This is a genomic window from Streptomyces sp. NRRL F-5727 (genome assembly GCF_000719555.1).
GTDB lineage: Bacteria > Actinomycetota > Actinomycetes > Streptomycetales > Streptomycetaceae > Streptomyces.
The window spans coordinates 173,465-190,082 of sequence record NZ_JOGX01000005.1; the positions used below are offsets into that span (position 1 = coordinate 173,465).

At 70.0% G+C, this 16,618-nt stretch carries 13 protein-coding genes; 6 read left to right on the plus strand and 7 right to left on the minus strand.

Features of this window, described 5'->3' with window-relative positions; genetic code table 11:
• Window positions 1-15 precede the first annotated feature (15 nt).
• The 5 genes from IF73_RS0106160 to IF73_RS0106180 are packed head-to-tail and all read right to left on the minus strand — an operon-like array spanning window position 16 to window position 5,943.
• Window positions 16-1,374 (minus strand): NAD-dependent succinate-semialdehyde dehydrogenase, encoded by a 1,359-nt coding sequence (locus tag IF73_RS0106160; protein WP_031004291.1) that lies wholly within the window; start codon window positions 1,372-1,374, stop codon window positions 16-18.
• A gap of 26 nt (window positions 1,375-1,400) precedes the next feature.
• Window positions 1,401-2,105 (minus strand): hypothetical protein, encoded by a 705-nt coding sequence (locus tag IF73_RS0106165; protein ID WP_037878362.1) that lies wholly within the window; start codon window positions 2,103-2,105, stop codon window positions 1,401-1,403.
• The gene (locus IF73_RS0106170; protein ID WP_031004295.1) at window positions 2,102-3,496 is read right to left on the minus strand and encodes a flavin monoamine oxidase family protein; all 1,395 of its coding nucleotides are present in this window, start codon (window positions 3,494-3,496) and stop codon (window positions 2,102-2,104) included. The genes IF73_RS0106165 and IF73_RS0106170 overlap by 4 nt, the downstream gene beginning before the upstream one ends.
• Window positions 3,480-4,415, minus strand: coding sequence for an alpha/beta fold hydrolase (locus tag IF73_RS0106175; RefSeq protein ID WP_031004297.1), 936 nt, complete (start codon window positions 4,413-4,415; stop codon window positions 3,480-3,482). The genes IF73_RS0106170 and IF73_RS0106175 overlap by 17 nt, the downstream gene beginning before the upstream one ends.
• Complete coding sequence (locus IF73_RS0106180; protein ID WP_031004299.1) at window positions 4,408-5,943, minus strand: flavin-containing monooxygenase; 1,536 nt, start codon at window positions 5,941-5,943, stop codon at window positions 4,408-4,410. Before IF73_RS0106180 ends, IF73_RS0106175 begins: the two co-directional genes overlap by 8 nt.
• A gap of 616 nt (window positions 5,944-6,559) precedes the next feature.
• On the opposite strand from IF73_RS0106180, the gene IF73_RS0106190 reads away from it, so the two are divergent.
• The 3 genes from IF73_RS0106190 (at window position 6,560) to IF73_RS0106200 (ending at window position 10,688) form a co-directional block, all read left to right on the plus strand.
• Entirely contained in the window at window positions 6,560-8,008 is a 1,449-nt protein-coding gene (locus IF73_RS0106190) for an APC family permease (protein ID WP_031004302.1), read from the plus strand.
• 206 nt (window positions 8,009-8,214) lie between these two features.
• A complete protein-coding gene (locus tag IF73_RS0106195) occupies window positions 8,215-9,327 on the plus strand; it encodes a Gfo/Idh/MocA family oxidoreductase (RefSeq protein WP_234338168.1) in 1,113 nt (370 codons plus the stop codon).
• Window positions 9,324-10,688 (plus strand): NAD(P)/FAD-dependent oxidoreductase, encoded by a 1,365-nt coding sequence (locus IF73_RS0106200; RefSeq protein WP_031004306.1) that lies wholly within the window; start codon window positions 9,324-9,326, stop codon window positions 10,686-10,688. Before IF73_RS0106195 ends, IF73_RS0106200 begins: the two co-directional genes overlap by 4 nt.
• A 133-nt stretch (window positions 10,689-10,821) precedes the next feature.
• Here IF73_RS0106200 and IF73_RS0106205 read toward each other — a convergent pair whose 3' ends face one another.
• Window positions 10,822-11,430 carry a helix-turn-helix domain-containing protein gene (locus IF73_RS0106205; protein ID WP_031004308.1) on the minus strand — a complete coding sequence of 203 codons (609 nt, stop codon included), beginning with the start codon at window positions 11,428-11,430 and terminating at the stop codon, window positions 10,822-10,824.
• Between the two features lie 325 nt (window positions 11,431-11,755).
• Between IF73_RS0106205 and IF73_RS0106210 the strand changes: the two genes are divergently transcribed.
• The 3 genes from IF73_RS0106210 (at window position 11,756) to IF73_RS0106220 (ending at window position 15,669) form a co-directional block, all read left to right on the plus strand.
• On the plus strand, window positions 11,756-12,991 hold the full coding sequence (locus IF73_RS0106210; RefSeq protein ID WP_031004310.1) for a PucR family transcriptional regulator: 1,236 nt from the start codon (window positions 11,756-11,758) through the stop codon (window positions 12,989-12,991).
• Between the two features lie 401 nt (window positions 12,992-13,392).
• A complete protein-coding gene (locus tag IF73_RS0106215) occupies window positions 13,393-14,541 on the plus strand; it encodes a tyrosine-type recombinase/integrase (protein WP_234338169.1) in 1,149 nt (382 codons plus the stop codon).
• 612 nt (window positions 14,542-15,153) lie between these two features.
• Window positions 15,154-15,669, plus strand: a complete 516-nt coding sequence (locus tag IF73_RS0106220; RefSeq protein ID WP_234338170.1) for an AAA family ATPase — start codon at window positions 15,154-15,156, stop codon at window positions 15,667-15,669.
• Here the strand turns inward: IF73_RS0106220 and IF73_RS37505 are convergent.
• Window positions 15,666-16,564 (minus strand): IS5 family transposase gene (locus tag IF73_RS37505; protein ID WP_107049202.1). Its coding sequence is split into 2 segments (ribosomal slippage): window positions 15,666-16,387 and window positions 16,387-16,564, totalling 900 coding nucleotides; the frame shifts between segments, so codons are not numbered across the junction. The genes IF73_RS0106220 and IF73_RS37505 overlap by 4 nt on opposite strands.
• Between the last annotated feature and the right edge of the window lie 54 nt (window positions 16,565-16,618).

Consider the following 16,618-nt stretch of genomic DNA (forward strand, 5'->3'; position numbering starts at 1 on the left):
CCGTGTGGGGGGCGGTCACGTCCGAGCGGTACGGATGAGCTTCTTGTTGGCGAACTCGTCGATGCCCGCCCGTCCCAGCTCGCGGCCGAAACCGGACAACTTGACGCCACCGAAGGGCAGTTCCGCGCCATCGAGGCCGACGCCGTTGATGAAGACCATGCCGGCCTCGATCCGGTCGGCGACCCGCAGCGCCTGCTCGGCGTCCGTCGTGAACACGTAGGAGCCCAGCCCGTACGGGGTGTCGTTCGCCAGCTCGACGGCCTCGTCCTCGGAACCGACCCGGTAGACGGTCGCGACCGGGCCGAAGAGCTCCTCGGTGGCCGACGGCGACGCCGGGGAGAGGCCCGTCAGCACGCCGGGCGGGAAGTACGCCCCCTCGCGCTGCCGTGCGGAGACGAAGGTCGCCCCCTCGGCGACGGCGCGCCCGACCTGCTCCTCGACGTACTCGGCGGCGGCGACCGAGGAGAGCGGCGCCAGTCCGTCGGTCAGCGCGAGCACCTTCTCGGTGAACCTGTCGAGGAAGGCGTCGTAGACGTCATCGGCGACGATGAAGCGCTTCCCGGCGTTGCACGCCTGCCCGGCGTTCTCGAACCGCGCCTCGACCGCCGCCTGGACCGTGGCGTCGAGGTCGTCGGTCGACAGCACGATGAACGGGTCCGAGCCGCCCAGTTCGAGCACCACCTTCTTGAGGCTGCGCCCGGCCTTCTCGGCGACCTCCGCGCCGGCCCGCTCCGAACCGGTGAAGGAGACGCCCTGCACGCGGGGGTCGGCGATGGCGCGGCCGATCTGCTCGCCGGTGGCGTGGACGTTGACGTAGCAGCCCTGGGGGAGGCCCGCGTCCGTGAACAGCTGCTGGAGGGCCGCGGACGACTCCGGACACTGCGACGCGTGCTTGAGCACGATGGTGTTGCCCAGCGCGAGGTTGGGCGCGGCGAACCGGGCCACCTGGTAGTACGGGTAGTTCCAGGGCATGATTCCAAGGAGCACGCCGACCGGCTGGCGGCGGACGAAGGCGGTGCCCTCTCCCTCCAGGAGCTCGATCGGTTCGTCGGTGAGGAACCTCTCCGCGTTCTCGGCGTAGTACCGGTAGATCGAGGCGCTGAACTCGACCTCCCCGACGGCCTCCTCCACCGGCTTGCCCATCTCCCGGTGGATGATCTCGGCGAGCTGCCGGCTGCGCTCGTCGTGGAGGGTGGCGACGGTGTGCAACAGCCGGGCGCGCTGTGCCACGGAGGTCTGCCTCGACCAGTGCGCGTAGGCCCCCGCCGCCGCGTCGAGCGCCGCGTCTACGGTCTCGTCCGTCGCGGTGGGGTACTCCTTGACCAGCTTGCCGGTGGCGGGGTCCACCACCGCGTACACGTGCCGCTTCGCCATGCTGACTCCTTCGTCGTGATTCGGGTTCATGCGGGGGCCCCGGCCGTGCGGGCCGGGTACGGGTCCAGAGCCGCGTCGCGGTCGTACAGCGCGCGGTAGGCGCGGAAGTAGACGAATCCCTGGGTGCCCCAGGTCGCCAGCGCGGCGGTGTAGAAGATCGTGCGGTTCGCGTCGTCGAACGGCAGGGGGAAGAAGTCGTACGTGATCGCGATGGTGGTCCCGGCGGCCGTGACCAGTCCGGTCCAGACCGCCGGCCACCGCGCGCCCGCGCTCCAGAGCCGTTTGACGAAGTAGCAGAGGAACGCGGCCGTGAGGAGGTTGACGACGACGTAGAACACGGAGACCCAGAACGCACCGCGGTCGGTGTCGAGATCCGCGCCGTGGAAGGGGCGGAGGAACAGGGCGGCCACGATCGCGACCCCGAACACGGCGACGTCGACGCCGCGGCTCGGCTTGTAGCGATGGGTGACCTTCATCAGGCCCAGGACCAGGATGAGCGTGATGCCGACCGACCTGGAGAACGCGTCGAAGAAGTACGCCAGGTCGTACAGGACGCTGTCGCTCTCGGCCCCGAGCAGCGACCAGAGCAGGAAGTTGGTGCCCGACGTGGCGACGACCATCCATTCGAGGCCCAGGAGGTAGTTGCCGTAGCGGCGGATGAACTTCCAGCCGTAGAAGTAACCGGCGAAGATCATCCACAGGTCGGCCAGCAGGAACAGCGTCTCCTTCATCGGGACGCCCCCTCTCGGACGTCGCGGGTCAGCAGGGTGAGGACGCTCTCGGCGGTGCGCTGGCCCGTCAGGACCGCGCCGTTCATGGTTCCGGCCCATTCGCCGGCGGTTTCGGAGCCCGCCCAGTGGACGCGCCCGTGGGGCTCGCTCAGCGCCTTGCCGAAGCTCGTGGTCGCGTAAGGGGCGACGGCGGGATTGGGGCCGCCCGGGGCGAAGGGCTCCGCTCCCCAGCAGTGGTCCACGTAGTCGATCGGGGTGAGCGCCTGCGGACCGTAGAGGTCGGCGAGCTGCCGGACCACCCGGTCGCGCCGGGTCCCGGGGCCGAAGCCGTCGAAGACGCGCGGATCGCAGAAGGCCATCAGGACGCCCGGTCCGCCGGGGGCGGGGGACACGTCGAAGGTGATGAACACGGTTCCGGTGTCGGTCACCGCCTCGCCGGAACAGCCGTCGGTCCGCCAGAACGGCCTCTCGTAGGCCACGAACGCCTTGCTCAGCACGCCCATGCGCCAGGTCCGCGTGAGCCCTTCGCCCCGTTCGGACAGGGCGGGCTCGAAGGTGATGGCGGCGCGGTGCGCCGGCGAGGCCGTGACGATCGCGTACCGGGCGCGGATCTCGCCTGAGTCGGTGCGGACGGTGACGCCGTCGTCGTCCTGTGCGATGCGGCGCACCGGTGTCTCCAGGCGCACGCGGTCGCCGAGCCGCTCCGCCACCCGCTTCGCGATCTCCTGGGTGGTCTCGACGATCCGGTCCTGCTGCTGGCCGCCCTCGACGTCCAGCATGTGGTCGAGTCCGCCCGCCGAGCGGATGTAGCGCAGTGCGTGCAGCAGGGAGACGTCTCCCGGGGTGCAGCCCCACTGCACCTTGCTGATGACGGTCATCAGCGCACGGGTGCCGGGCAGTGCGTTCTTCCGGTCGAGCCACTCGCCGAACGAGACGGCGTCGAGCCGGCCGGCCCCCGGCGTCTCCCACGCCGCGTCCACGTCGACGGTCGCGACCAGCTTGTTCACCGCCGCCTGCATGCGCGCCATGTCCACCAGGGCCGCGGGGGAGACCTTCGGAATGGTGCCGCTGTAGGTGCGGCGCCGGCCCGCCATCCACAGCACGTTGCGGCCCTGGGCGAACTGGTCGGTGGTGGTGCACCCCACCCGGCTCGCGAGGTCCCGGACGGCGGTGTGGCGCCGGGCCACCCACGTCGCCCCGAGGTCGACCTTCACGCCGGCCACCTCGCCGGAGAGCGAGCGGCCTCCGACCCGGTCGCGGCCTTCCACGACCAGGACGGACCGCCCCGTGCTCACCAGCCGCTCCGCCGCGCTCAGACCGGCGAAACCGGCACCGACGACCACGACGTCGACCGTGGTGCTCCCGGAGCGTGGCTCACGAGATCCGGACATGGCTGCCTCCTTCACCCACGCGGGTCGCGTGCTGCGCGATGTAGGTCGTGAGGGGGTCGACGAGGGACTCGGGGAGGTGATGGCCCATGCCGGGAATGACCACGTGCTGGGCCGAGCGGATCGCCTCGACCGTCGCGACGCCGCCGCTCGGGTTCACCAGGGGGTCCCGGTCGCCGTGGATGACCAGCGTCGGGGCGGTGATCCGGCTCAGCTGGGCCGTCCGGTCCCCGGAGCGCTGGATCGCCTGGATCTGGCGCGCCGTGCCGGCCGCCGGGTCGCCGCCGCTGCGGTCCCAGCCGCGCGCCGCGATGGCCGCCTCGGCCGCGTCGTCGATGGGATGTTCCGTTCCCGCGATGTGACGGGTGAGCCTCAGATGGGCACGGACCGCCGCGGTTCTGTTCCTCGCCGGCGGGGCGGCGAGGAGCCGGATCGTCGACAGCGCCGGCTGCCCGACCTTGCGCGCCCCGGTGGTGGAGTAGAGGGAGGCCAGCGACAGGACCCGCTCGGGCGCCGTGGCCGCGATCGTCTGCGCGATCATCCCGCCCATCGACCGCCCGACCAGGTGCACCCGCGCGATCCCGAGATGGTCGAGTACGCCGACGGCGTCCTGGGCCATGTCGGCCAGCGTGTACGCGTCGCCGCGCGGACGCGCGGCGATCTGACGCAAGAGCCCGGGAGGGGGCGAGGCGACGAACGTCGACTGGCCGGCGTCGCGGTTGTCGATCGCGACGACCCGGAAACCGCGGGCGACGAGGGAGCCGACGAACGAGTCGGACCAGAAGGTGAGGTCTTCGCCCAGTCCCGCGATGAGCAGCATCGCGGGGTCGTCCTCGTCGCCGTGGTCCCGGAAGCAGATCGTCATCCCGGACGGCAGGGTCGCGTACCGGTCGCCGCTCTCGACGGCGCTCGTCTCAGGCACGGGTGGCTCGCCTCCCGCCGGGCGCCGGCGCGGCCGCCCGGCGGGCGCCGAACCGGAGGTTCTCGTCGGCCACCGGGCCGCGCAGCGCCCTGGCGTCCTCGGGGTAGGACATCGCCATCCGCCAGGGCTTCTCGGGGCCCTGCTTGGGCAGGAGCTTCTCGCCGCGCTTGGCGTACCCGGCCTGGAGGTCCATGACGGGCCTGCGGTTCGTTCCCGGCGGTGCGACCGGAACCACCGTGTCGTATCCGCGGGCGTCCATGTGCCTGACCAGGTCGATGAAGTAGCGGCACATCAGGCTCACCTTGAGCGTCCAGGACGAGGTGGTGTAGCCGATCGCCATCGCCCAGTTCGGCATCCCGCTCAGCAGCATGCCGCGGTAACAGAGCGCGTCCGCGATGTCGATCTGGTGCCCGTCGACCACGATGGGCATGCCGTCGAAGAGCCGCAGGTTCAGCCCCGTCGCGGTGACGATGATGTCGGCTTCCAGCTCCTCACCCGACGCCAGCACGATGCCGCGCTTGCTGAACCGCGCCACGGCGTCGGTGACGACGGAGGCCCTTCCGTCCTTGATCGCGTCGAAGAAGTCGCCGTTCGGTGCCACGCACACCCGCTGGTCCCACGGGTCGTACGGCGGGTTGAAGTGCTTGTCGACGTCGAATCCCCTGGGAAGGCGCTTGACGTTCTCGCGCCGGATGAAGGCCCGTCCTGCCTTGGGGAAGGTCCGCAGCCCCTTCACGACGGCGTGTTCGGTCCAGATGTTCTTGAACCGCGTCACGGCGTACCCGCGTTCTTCCCCGAGCAGCTTCGTGAGCGCCAGGGCGACCTTGTCGACGCGGGGGAGCGCCATGACGTAGGTGGGGGTGCGCTGCAGCATCGTCACGTGCCGGGCGGCGCCCGCCCCGGTGGTCATGGCCGGCACCAGCGTGATCGCGGTCGCGCCGCTGCCGATGACGACGACCTTCTTGTCGCTGTAGTCGAGTCCCTCGGGCCAGTGCTGCGGATGGACGATCCGGCCCTCGAAGTCCTCCCGTCCCTGGAACTCCGGGGAGAACCCCTCGTCGTACCGGTAGTAGCCGGTGGCGGCGAAGACCCATCCCGCGTGGATCGTCCTGGTCCGGGTCGCTCCCGTGGCGGGGTCCGACGTCTGGACGGTGAGGGTCCACCGTGAGTCCGCCGTGGACCACTCCGCGCGGACGACCCGGTGGCCGAGCCTGAGGACGCGCTCCAGGCCGTTCTCCTCGACGGTCTCGTGGAGGTACTCCTTGATGAGGGGAGCGTCGGCGATCGCTGCTTCGTGGCGCCAGGGCTTGAACGCGTATCCGAACGTGTGGAGGTCGGAGTCCGAGCGGATGCCGGGATAGCGGAACAGGTCCCACGTGCCTCCGATGTCGTCGCGCGCTTCCAGTACGGCGAGCGACTTGTCGGGCAGTTCCCGGCTGAAATAGGTGGCCGCGCCGATCCCGGAGATCCCGGCTCCGATGATCACCACGTCGAACTCCTCGACGGCGTCCAACACCTCAGCTGTCATGGCGTTTCCTCGCTGTTCCTGTGGCGGTTACCTCACTGTCGCGAGCCGCGACCGCCTGCGAGAACGACAGCGGGCACCTCCTTCGCCGGGGCTCGGTGCACGATGCACAGGCGGACCGGGCCGCTGCGCCCGTACGGTGTCCGACGTTCGGGCGGGGGCCCCGGCCGCGCCTGCGGCCCGGCCCTTCCGGGAGCAGGGCGGCCGGATCCCGCCGCCCGGCGGACGGTCGTGCCGCAGCCATGACGGAAGCAGGACCGGCGCGGTAGAGGTTTACTCCCGGCGTTTAGTGGTACTAAACGTCTCGTCGTGGTCGTGCGCAGAGGACGTACCCGCTGTCGTCACGACCTCGCTGCGCGTCGCGCCCCCCCCGGTTGTGTCGAGCCGCAGGGGAATCGCCGCCGTCGCTCCCGTGATCGCGGCCGAGCGGAAGCGGCCGACGACCCGGAACCCGCACGGGGCCACGTCTTCTCGGGCGGCAGGAGCCGCCTCCCGCCGCTCCGGCCCAGCCACCGTGAGGAAGCCGCACCCGTTCGTGCGCGCAGGCGCACCGCTCCACGCACTCCTTCACCCACCCATGACGAGCCGGTACCGGCCCGTGAGCCGAAAGGTGATCGCGATGACCGACCTCTCCAAGACAGGGCACGCCGAAGCACCCGGCGGTGCAGCGGGATCGGGCAACCCGCTCCACCGCGGGCTCGGCGTGTCGCAGATCGTGTTCATGGTCGTCGCGGCGGCGGCACCGCTCGGCCTCGTGGCCGGCGGGGTGCCGCTCGCCTTCGCCGTGAGCGGCAGCCCGGGAATGCCGCTGTACTTCGCGCTGTCCACCGTGCTGCTGCTGGTCTTCGCGGTCGGCTTCACGCTGATGGCCGGACGGGTACGCGACGCGGGGGCCTTCTACGCCTACGTCCAGGCGGGGCTGGGCCGGATCCCCGGTCTCTCGGCGGCGACCCTCGCGCTCTTCTCCTACACGCTGCTTCTCGTCGGGGTGAACGCCTATGTTGGGGTCGCGACGAGCAACGTCATCGAGCGGTACGCCGACGTCGGCTCCCCGTGGTGGGCCTGGGCGCTCGTCTCGCTCGGCGTCATCGCCTTCCTCGGCTACCGCGACATCGAGTTGAGCGCCAAGGTGCTCGGTGCCGTGCTGGTGCTGGAGTCCCTGCTGCTCCTGGTCCTGGACCTCGGCATCGTGGGCCACGGCGGCGCCCACGGCCTGACGGCCGAGCCGGTGTCGCCCTCGATCGTGGGCACCGGCTCCCTGGGCCTCGGCGTCATGTTCGCCCTCTTCGGGTTCATCGGCTTCGAGGCGACGGCGGTGTTCCGCAACGAGGCGAAGGACCCCGACGTCACGGTCCCGCGGGCGACGTACGTCGCGATCCTGGTGATCGGAGCCTTCTACTCGTTCACCGTGTGGGCGATCGTGGTGGGTTCCGGCGTCGACGCCGTGGTCGGAGCCGCGCAGGCCGACCCCGAGGGCCTGGTCCTCACGCTGACGCGGAGCTACGTGGGGTCCGTCTGGGCCGACGCCATGCAACTCCTGCTGATCACCAGCCAGTTCGCTTGCGTACTGGCCTTTCACAACGTCGTGACGCGCTACCAGTTCGCGCTGGCCCGGGCCGGCGCGCTTCCGGCGTCGCTGAGCGTCGTCCACCCCCGGCACCGCGCGCCGTCGGCGTCCTCGGCCGTCGCCTCGGCGGTCGCGTTCGTCACCACGCTCGTCGTCGCCTCGCTCGGCCTCGACCCGATCGGGGACCTCTACGCCTGGTTCTCCGGTGCCGCCACCCTCGGCATCGTCCTGCTGATGGCGGCCACCAGCCTCGCCGTCATCGGCTTCTTCCGTCGCGCCGACGGGCGGCAGTCGGTGTGGCGGACGGTCGCGGCCCCGGCCGTCGCCTTCCTCGGCCTGGCCTGCGTGGTCTGCCTGATGGTCGCCAACTTCCCGCTCCTCGTCGGCACCACCACCGGTGCCTGGGTGATCGGCGGCCTCGTCGCCCTCTCGGCCGTGGCCGGCGCGGTGCAGGCCCTCGTCCTGCGCGCGCGCCGACCGGCTGTCTACGAGCGACTCTGAGCGACGTGCCGGTCAGCTCATGAGCGCAAGGGCGCGGCCGGTCTGTGCACCGTGCACCGCCCTCGGAGGAAGCCGGTGCCCGGTGTCGTTCTCACCACGGCCGTGGCCTGTGACGGTGGGGTACCAGGCAACCGCCACCGGCGAAGTCAGGTTTCGCCGAGCACCGTGTCGTGGGCGGGCCGACCGAGGCGCCCGAGGGAGTGACGTTGAAGATTCGGACTGTCGTGGTGGGGCTCGGCGCCACCGGCCGGGCCATCGCCTCCTCCCTGCTGCGACGCGCGGACGTGGAGATCGTGGGAGCGGCGGACCGGGACCCCCGCGTGGTCGGTCAGGACCTCGGAGTGCTCCTCGGCGGCGTCGCGAACGGTGTCGTCGTCGTGAGCGACCCGGCCGAGCTGCCCGCCGCCGACCTCGCGATCGTGGCGACCGTCTCGGATCTGCACAGGGCGGCCGACGTCCTGCTGCCGCTGCTGGAGCGTTCGTACAACGTCCTGAGCATCTGCGAAGAGCTGGCCCATCCATGGCGGAGCCACCCCGATCTGGCCCGGCGGCTCGACGACACGGCGAAGGCACACGGCGTGACCGTCCTGGGCAGCGGGGCGAACCCGGGCGTCCTGATGGACACCCTTCCCCTCCTCCTGACCGCACTGACCCAGCGTGTGGAGAGCGTGCGGATCCGCCGGCGGACCGACATGTCACGCTACGGCGCGATCCTGGCGAAGTTCGGCCTCGGTCTGACCCCGCGCGAGTTCGCGACGGCTCGCAGCCGTGGCGAGGTCGTCGGCCACCACGGCTTCGAGCAGGCCATCGGGGCGCTCGCGGCAGGGCTCGGATGGGATCTCGACTCGGTGGACGTGGGAGAGGTCGAACCCGCCGTCGTGACGACTTCGCCGCGCGTCGGGGACCACATGCGTATCGAACCGGGACAGATCGCGGCGGTCACGCACGCCGCCCGGGGCGTGCTCAAGGGCGACGTGGTGATCGATCTGGAGATCACGTTCGGGTTCTTCGAGCCGGCCGACGAGACGGCCGCGGGCGACGACTACCGGATCGTCGGAGAGGAGCAGGTCGTCGGCCTCCGTTCCTCCGTGGGCTTCGACTCCTTCCTCAGCACCGTCGCGGCGGCGGTCAACGCCTCCGCCGCGGTCGTCGAGGCGCGTCCCGGTCTCCTGTCGATGGGGGACCTGCCCGCGCGCTCGGTCGCGGCCAAGGGAGAGCGGCGAGCGGGCCGGGCCTCGCTCGGGGCCACGCATTCTCGGGACCGAGAGAGCACGACGTGGGGCGGACGCCCCACCTGGAAGGAGAGCGGGACAGCATGAGGACCGACAACACGAAGTACAGCAGCTTCACCGGCTGGATCGACCCGCCGGCCGACGTGCAGCCCGCGCTGGACGGCGACCTGACCTGCGACATCGCCGTCATCGGCGGCGGCATGGGTGGCATGGCGGCTGCGCTGCGCCTCGCGGAGCGCGACCAGGACGTCGTCCTGCTGGAGGCCGAGTTCTGCGGCTACGGCTCGGCCTCGCGCAACGGCGGGCAGATCGCCGGGGCGCCGGGCGGCGACCTGCGGATGCTCAGCCTCCAGTCCCCGAAGAAGATGCCGGTCATGGCCAGACTGGCGGAGCACGCGGGCCGCTACGTGGAAGACCTCATCAAGAGGCACGACATCGACTGCGACTACGTGGCGAACGGCCTGGTGTGGGGTGCGGTCTCACCCCTCATGATGCTCAGGGTGCGTACCCAGGCGGCCATCCTGCGCGCCTTCGGTGGGGGCGGGACCGTCGGCAGCAGAGAGGAGCTCGGCCTCCCCGCCGGCTTCGTGGGCGGGATGCGGGAATCCATCGGCGGGATGCTGAACCCGGGCAAGCTCGCCCGTGGTGTGCGCCGCGCACTGCTCGCCTCCTCGGCCAGGGTCTTCGAGCGGACGCGGGTGAGCGATGTCCGGCGCACGGGCGGCATCGTCGAGATCACGACACCGCACGGCACGGTGCGGGCCGACAAGGTGCTGCTCGCGACCAGCGTCTACGGCGGCGAGTGGGACATCACGCCCAAGAACCTCGCGACGCCGCTGTACGTCATCGAGATCGAGTCGGAACCCATCGCGCCGGAGCGGCTCGCCGCGCTGGACTGGACCAGCCGGTCCGGCATCATCACCCAGCACCAGTTGATGACCCACTACCGGCTCACCGAGCGCAACACCATCGTCTGCGGGGTCCGCACAGCGCAGCGAGGCCAGACCTACCCGCTCCCGGACCGGGTCCCGGACCCCGCTGTCGTGCGGGACATGGGGAAGGATCTGGCCAACCGGTTCCCGTCGCTGTCCGACGTGGCCATCGAGCGGGCCTGGGGCGGTTGGATCGGCATCAGCCCGGACTGGCTGTCGGTCGCCGGGCAGGTGGGTGACAACGTCTTCTACGCGATGGCCTGCAACGGCCACGGCCTCTGCCAGGTGCCGTACGTGACCCATCAGCTCGCCGACTACATCGTCGACGGCGAGATGCCGGAGGACCTCGCCGGCATCTGGTCGGACGCCCCGAAGTACTCGCCGTCGATGTCGCTGTTGCTGCAGCCGTTCGTCCTCCGGGCCGTCTGGGGGCTGGACCGGTTCAACGACTTCTTCAACGGCAGCAGGACACGGGCCCGGCGGGCGCTCCGTCGTGGCAGGCGCGGGGGTTCCTGAGGGCCGGGCGACGGCTGCTCCGTGACGACGCGGGGTGAGAGCGCCACCCGCTACGACGAGACCGCCGGGTCCTGCGAGACAGCCGCCGCCCCCGCACCACTCCTGACGCGGGCCCGGCATGCGACGACAGGATCTAGGCGGGCCCTCGCGCGGCGCGCGGCAGGGGAGGCGACAGGACCCAGAGGACCTCGCTCACCGTCGTACCCGGATTGTCGAACTGGTGAAGCGTCCGGCCGGAGAACGACGTGGACGCCCCTTCCGACAGCATCCGGGTCTCGCCCCCGACGATCAGACGGGTCGAACCGCTCAGCCCCATCGCGAAGATCGTGGCAGTGTCGAGCCGATAGGGGCCTCCGGTGCCCCCGCCCGGCTCGATCACGGAACGGAAGACCTGGAACGCCGTGGCGCCGGCGGGCGTGAGCAGGTACTCGGCCACGCCCTCACCGCCCATGCCGATCCGGCTTCCGCCGTCCACGACCTGCTCGTCGGGGTACGCGAACAGCTCCCCGACCCCGATCCGCAGCACCTCGCAGACGCGCAGCAACGTGGGGACGGACACGCTGGTGAGCCCACGCTCCAACTGGCTCAGAAAGCCCTTGGTGACCTCTGCCCGGTGCGCGACCTCCGTCAACGACAGGCCGCGGTCGAGCCTGATCCTCCGCAGCTGCGCGCCGGTGGACGCTTCGAGGGCGGCGGCGCCCCGTTCCGCTCCGTCTGCTGTCCCGCCGTCACCGATGGACATGGTGTGCTCACCGCCCGTCCCGAGGCCGAGGTCGTGTGCCCGTCAGGTGACAGGCCGACCCGGACGAGTCCTCTCCGTGGCACGAGGCTAAGGCATGCGTTCCAGGGGCGGCCGGTGCGCCCCTGCGGAGGGGGAGAGGGCGATGGTGCCGAACCCCTTGTGGTGCCGACGAGAGCGTGGTAAATCTGCCGCCGTTTAGTGGGAGTAAACAGCGGCGGAGGGCGACGCCTTCGCCGTCGGCCAGGCCGCCGACAAGCCCTTCACCGGGCTGGGACACGGCATGTCGGGAGCCTCGGCTCCCCGAGAGCAGAGGGACACTGAGAACATGGAAGAGCTGTGGCCCCCGCCCTCGCGTGAGGTCGCCGATGCGATCAGGTCCCTGTGCCAGCGCCTGCTGACGGAAACGGACGCCCTGATCGACGCCTTCGCAAGGCCCTCTCTCGTCGCCCAGAACGATCCCGCTCTCCTCGCGGACGCGTCGCTGGTCGAGGAGGACCGCGCGCTCAACCGCTCTGAGGTGGTCCAGTGGTTGACCGCGAACGTTCAGCAACCGGGGCGGAGGGTGGAGCCCTACGTCAGTCCGAGGACCACGGCGTACATCAACGACCTCGTCTCCCGGGGCATCGCGCCCGACTTCGCCGTCGCCTGGCGTGTGGCCCTGGGGATCGGCTGGCGGCGATGGCTGGAGGAATGCGTGGCGGACTGCGCGGACCCCGATCTCCTCGTGGGGGTCCTGGACGTGACGGCGCAGTCGCTGGTGCAGTACGCCCTCGACTCCGTCGCGGCCCTGCGGCAGGCCGGCCTCGCCGCGGCGATGGGGAACACGGACGCCGAGGGAATCGCGATGATCCAGCTGATCGCCAGTGGGGCACCGATGGCGGAGGACCTCGCCGAAGGACGCCTGCGCTACCGGATGGCGCGGTGGCACGTGGGCCTCGTCCTCTGGGTCGACGATCCCCAGCAGGCCGGTGCCTTGGACGAGGCGATCGCCGCCGTGCGCTCCTCCGCCGGAGGCCGGAGCGCCCTGGTGGCGCGCGCCAGCGCCACGTCGCGGTGGATCTGGCTTTCGGGGGAAACCGTCCCGGACCTGCACCACGCGGAGAAGGCCCTCGCGGCGACCGACGCGGTCCGCGCGGCGGTGGGAAGGCCGGGACGCGGACTCGAAGGATTCCGCTCCAGCCACCAGGACGCCCTCGCGGCGCAGGCGCTCGTGATCCGGCTGGGTTCCGGCCGGCGGTTCACCGCCTACGCCGACGTCGAGCTGATCGACGCGCTCACCAAGGACCGGCCCGGCGCGCGTCGGTTCGTCGTCAACACCCTCGGGCCGTTGGCCGAAGCCGACACGGCCCTGCGGCAGGCACTGCTCACCTACGTGCAGTGCGGCTTCAGCACCACCCGGGCGGCCGCCGACCTCTACGCGCACCGCAACACCGTCGAACGGCGCGTCTCACGGGCCAACGAGCTCTCGGCCGTCAAGGTGGAGGAGAACCCGACCCACGTGGCGGCGGCGCTCCTGGTACTGGACATCGCGCCTGACATCGTGACGATCGCTCCGGGCTGAGCTCACGAGGCACGGGGCCGCGGTCGTCATCTGCCGAGCGGGTCGCCAAGGGTCGGCCCCGGACCAGCCGACGGCCGCCTGCGACGCGTGAAAGCCGGGGCGGGGGCCGTATCACCTGGGCGGAGCGACGTTCCTCACAAGCATCGTCCGGCGTGTGCCGGTGTACAGTCGAGGACGCCCTTGACCTGCACAAAGCAGGCAGGGAGCCGTCTCGGAGGAGTCCACAGTGCTGCGCACTCTGTTCAAGTCCAAGATCTGACTATTTGGCGTCGCCGCAGGTCAGGGGCATCATGTGCCCCCCCTCAGGTCAGCAAACGGTCAGCATGCGTCCCCGACGTGTCCCCGCTTGCTGACCTTCGACCGACAGTGCGGCGCCTGAGCAGGTTCTTGGGCTGGAACGGATGGTGCGACACACGGCCCGACAGCTCGCCCGCGGCATGGGGTCCTTCTTCAAGGACTGCGACTGCGCCAAGCCCACCCGCTGCCCCCACCCGTACTCGATCCGCTTCCGCGACGCGCTCGGCAAACAGCGCGAGGAATCCGGATACGACACGCAGGACGACGCGATCGAACGCCTCACGCAGCTCTACGCGGAGAAGAAGACCACGGCACCGTCCGTGGCGGCAGCCCGCCGAGAACTGGGCCAGCTGACGGTCGAGGATTACGCGAAGCAGTGGAGGCCCCGGCAGCGCAGGATGACGGACTACTCCACGGGAGAGCACGTCGACAGCTCGATCAACGTGCACATCGTCCCGCGGCTGGGAGCGCGGAAACTGAACTCGGTCACCCCGATGGTGGTCGAGCGGTTCCTGGACGAGATGGAGAGCGACGGGGTCGGCCGGGGGAACCAGGTGAACATCTTCCGGGTCCTGAAGACGATCCTTCGGGACGCGTATGCCAAGGGGGCGATCGCAGACGACCCGGTGAAGGGTGTCCAGGAGCCGGAGTACGTGCGCGAGCAGGTGGCCATCCCGTCCCTCGCCTACGTGACGAAGGCACTGGCCGTCGCCGACGAGGACTTGGCGCTGGAGATCGTCATGATGGCGGGATGCGGCCTGCGAAACGGCGAGGCGCGGGCGGTGAACGTCCACAATGTCGTGGCGCAGGACGTGTACCGGGTACGGGAGCAGATCCACTCGAACACGCTGAGGCCGGCGAAGCTGAAGCACCGCAAGGCGGGGGAGTTCCGGGAGGTTCCGCTACCGCGGTTGGTACGGGAGGCGATTGAGCGGTACGAGGAGAAGCACGGCACCGTGAAGGGCGGCTATCTGCTGCGTGGGCCGGGTGGCTACTTCACCGAGGGCATGGAGCGACGCCGGGTGAGGAAGCTCTTCGCAGACCTTCCGCCAGAGGAGGGCGTCGGGATGTACGGCTTCCGGCACTACTTCGCATCGAACGCACTCGGGAACGGCATCCCCATCACCGACGTCGCGGAGTGGATGGGCCACAAGTCCATCGAAGAGACGTACCGCACCTACCGGCACCTGATGCCGGGCAGCATCACCAAAGCCGCCCGGATCCTGGACGCAGGCCTCTGGGAAGCCGCCTGATTTTCCCGTTTTCAGGGAACAGCAGGTTCTTCGAGTGCTGGTGGTACAGCACCTACACCTATGCTGACCAGGTAAAATGGTTGTTCGCGGAACCCTGTGACCGAGTCTGATCCGGAAATGCTCCGGATCTTGGTGTGAAGGTGCCGGATCGGGTCATGCTTCGGCGGTGGTGGAAGAGAATGAGCGTGAGCGTGATCGGGACCGGACGGGTGAGGTGGCAGGCTGGGGCTGGCGAGGGCCAGGACCGGTGCAGCCCCGCGCGGGCGGGGCTGCACCGGTCCTGGCGGACTGGCGCTTGATGGCGGCCGCAGGAGAGTTCAGCCTCCCGTGTTCAGATCGACTGGTTCACCTCGTCGGCCCGGCCGACGAGGTGAACCAGCGCACCGACCTCGTCCTAGCACGGCGAGGTCTCCTCGGTACCCGGGTCCGTTAGGGAAGTCTCGCTTGGCTCGCCGGGCAGGCGGCGCTATTTGGCGAGCAGGACCATGCTGTCAGTAGGCTTTCGCTGCTATACCATCCCTCAGGGCCGACTCTGCCCCTAGGCCGTGTATCGGAAGTCGATCTTCGGCTGTCCTGTTCTGCAGGAAATTCTCGTTTCCTCTCTGTGCTGCCATGCGCGACGATCTCTACCGGGGCTTAACGAGGGAGGTGGTCATGATCAACCGGCGACCGAGGCTGGTTCTCCTGTGTGGGCTGCCCGGTGCTGGAAAGACCACGGTGGCCAAGAAGCTGGAACGCGAGCTGTCCGCTGTCCGGCTTTGCCCGGACGAGTGGCTCATGTGCCTGGGCCTCGATGTCTTCGACAGTGAGGCTCGTGAGCGGGTCAAGCGATGTTTGTGGCAGCACGCCCAGGCGCTGTTGGCCTCCGGTGCCGTCGTGATTCTGGAGAACGGTTTCTGGGAGCGGGCGGAGCGTGACGAGAAGCGGCTCATGGCCCGCTCGATGGGTACTGCCGTCGAACTGCGCTACCTCCGGGTGCCGCTCGAAGAGCTGGAAAGGCGTATCGCTCTGCGGAACCATGCACCTGGCGCGGTCGTGCTGACGGCCGAACTTCTCAGGAACTGCCAGGGGCAGTTCGAGGAGCCGACGCAGGCCGAACTCGACCTGTTTGACGCGCCCCTGCTCTAGCCCTGTCGCGCCCGTGCTGGTTGCAACCATTCGTTGATGGCTGCAACCAGCACGGTCGTTTCGTAGCGGACGGCGAGTTTGTCATACCGGGTGGCGACGGCCCGGTGTCTCTTGAGGTGGTTGATCCCGCACTCGACCGCGTGTCGCTTGCGGTAGTCGTCCGGGTCGAAGTGCGGCGGCCGGCCGCCGCGAGAGCCGAGCTTCTGGCGGTTACGCGCCTGGTCGGCCTTGTCGGGGATGGTGCAGCGAATCCCGCGTCGACGCAGGTAGGCACGGTTCTTACGGGAGGCGTACGCCTTGTCCGCGCGCACTCGATCGGGACGGACGCGTGGCCCGCCTGGCCCGATGCGGGGCACTCGAACCTTTTCCAGGACGACTTCGAACTGCGGCGAGTCCCCTCGCTGCCCGGCTGTCACCACGATCGACATGGGCTTCTGGCCCTGCTCGACGGCCAGGTGCAGCTTGGTGGTGAACCCGCCGCGCGAGCGTCCCAGCCCGTGATCACCGGGCTCGGTGAACACACCTCCCGGTGGTTCCTTCTGCAGGTCACCCTGCTTGCGGGCCCCGGCCGCATGCTGATGGGCTCGGCACACCGTGGAGTCCACGCTCAGATCCCAAACGATCGAACCCTTCGCGTCAGCCAGGGACTGGAGCCGAGTGAGGATCTTCTGCCAGGTGCCGTTCCGCTGCCACCGGCGGAACAGGTCATAGACCCGACCCACGGCCCGTACTCGACGGGCACGTCCCGCCACGGCACACCGGTCCGGACCCGGAACCGTATGCCATCGATCAGCTGACGCCGAGGCCAGACGGGCGGTCGCCCCGCCCTGGCCCCCTTCGGCAACAACGGCTCCAGCACCGCCCACTGCTCGTCCGTGAGATCTCCCCGCCCCATGACCCGTGATCATTCACAGGCCAAGATCCACTTTCGATACACGGCCTAAGCTGG

What these genes read in the sequence shown, in the direction of transcription:
- IF73_RS0106165 (WP_037878362.1), bottom strand. Translation starts at nt 2,105, where the DNA reads ATGAAGGAGACGCTGTTCCTGCTGGCCGACCTGTGGATGATCTTCGCC.
- IF73_RS0106180 (WP_031004299.1), bottom strand. Translation starts at nt 5,943, where the DNA reads ATGACAGCTGAGGTGTTGGACGCCGTCGAGGAGTTCGACGTGGTGATC.
- IF73_RS0106205 (WP_031004308.1), bottom strand. Translation starts at nt 11,430, where the DNA reads ATGTCCATCGGTGACGGCGGGACAGCAGACGGAGCGGAACGGGGCGCC.
- IF73_RS0106160 (WP_031004291.1), bottom strand. Translation starts at nt 1,374, where the DNA reads ATGGCGAAGCGGCACGTGTACGCGGTGGTGGACCCCGCCACCGGCAAG.
- IF73_RS0106200 (WP_031004306.1), top strand. Translation starts at nt 9,324, where the DNA reads ATGAGGACCGACAACACGAAGTACAGCAGCTTCACCGGCTGGATCGAC.
- IF73_RS0106215 (WP_234338169.1), top strand. Translation starts at nt 13,393, where the DNA reads ATGGTGCGACACACGGCCCGACAGCTCGCCCGCGGCATGGGGTCCTTC.
- IF73_RS0106220 (WP_234338170.1), top strand. Translation starts at nt 15,154, where the DNA reads ATGCGCGACGATCTCTACCGGGGCTTAACGAGGGAGGTGGTCATGATC.
- IF73_RS0106170 (WP_031004295.1), bottom strand. Translation starts at nt 3,496, where the DNA reads ATGTCCGGATCTCGTGAGCCACGCTCCGGGAGCACCACGGTCGACGTC.
- IF73_RS0106210 (WP_031004310.1), top strand. Translation starts at nt 11,756, where the DNA reads ATGGAAGAGCTGTGGCCCCCGCCCTCGCGTGAGGTCGCCGATGCGATC.
- IF73_RS0106190 (WP_031004302.1), top strand. Translation starts at nt 6,560, where the DNA reads ATGACCGACCTCTCCAAGACAGGGCACGCCGAAGCACCCGGCGGTGCA.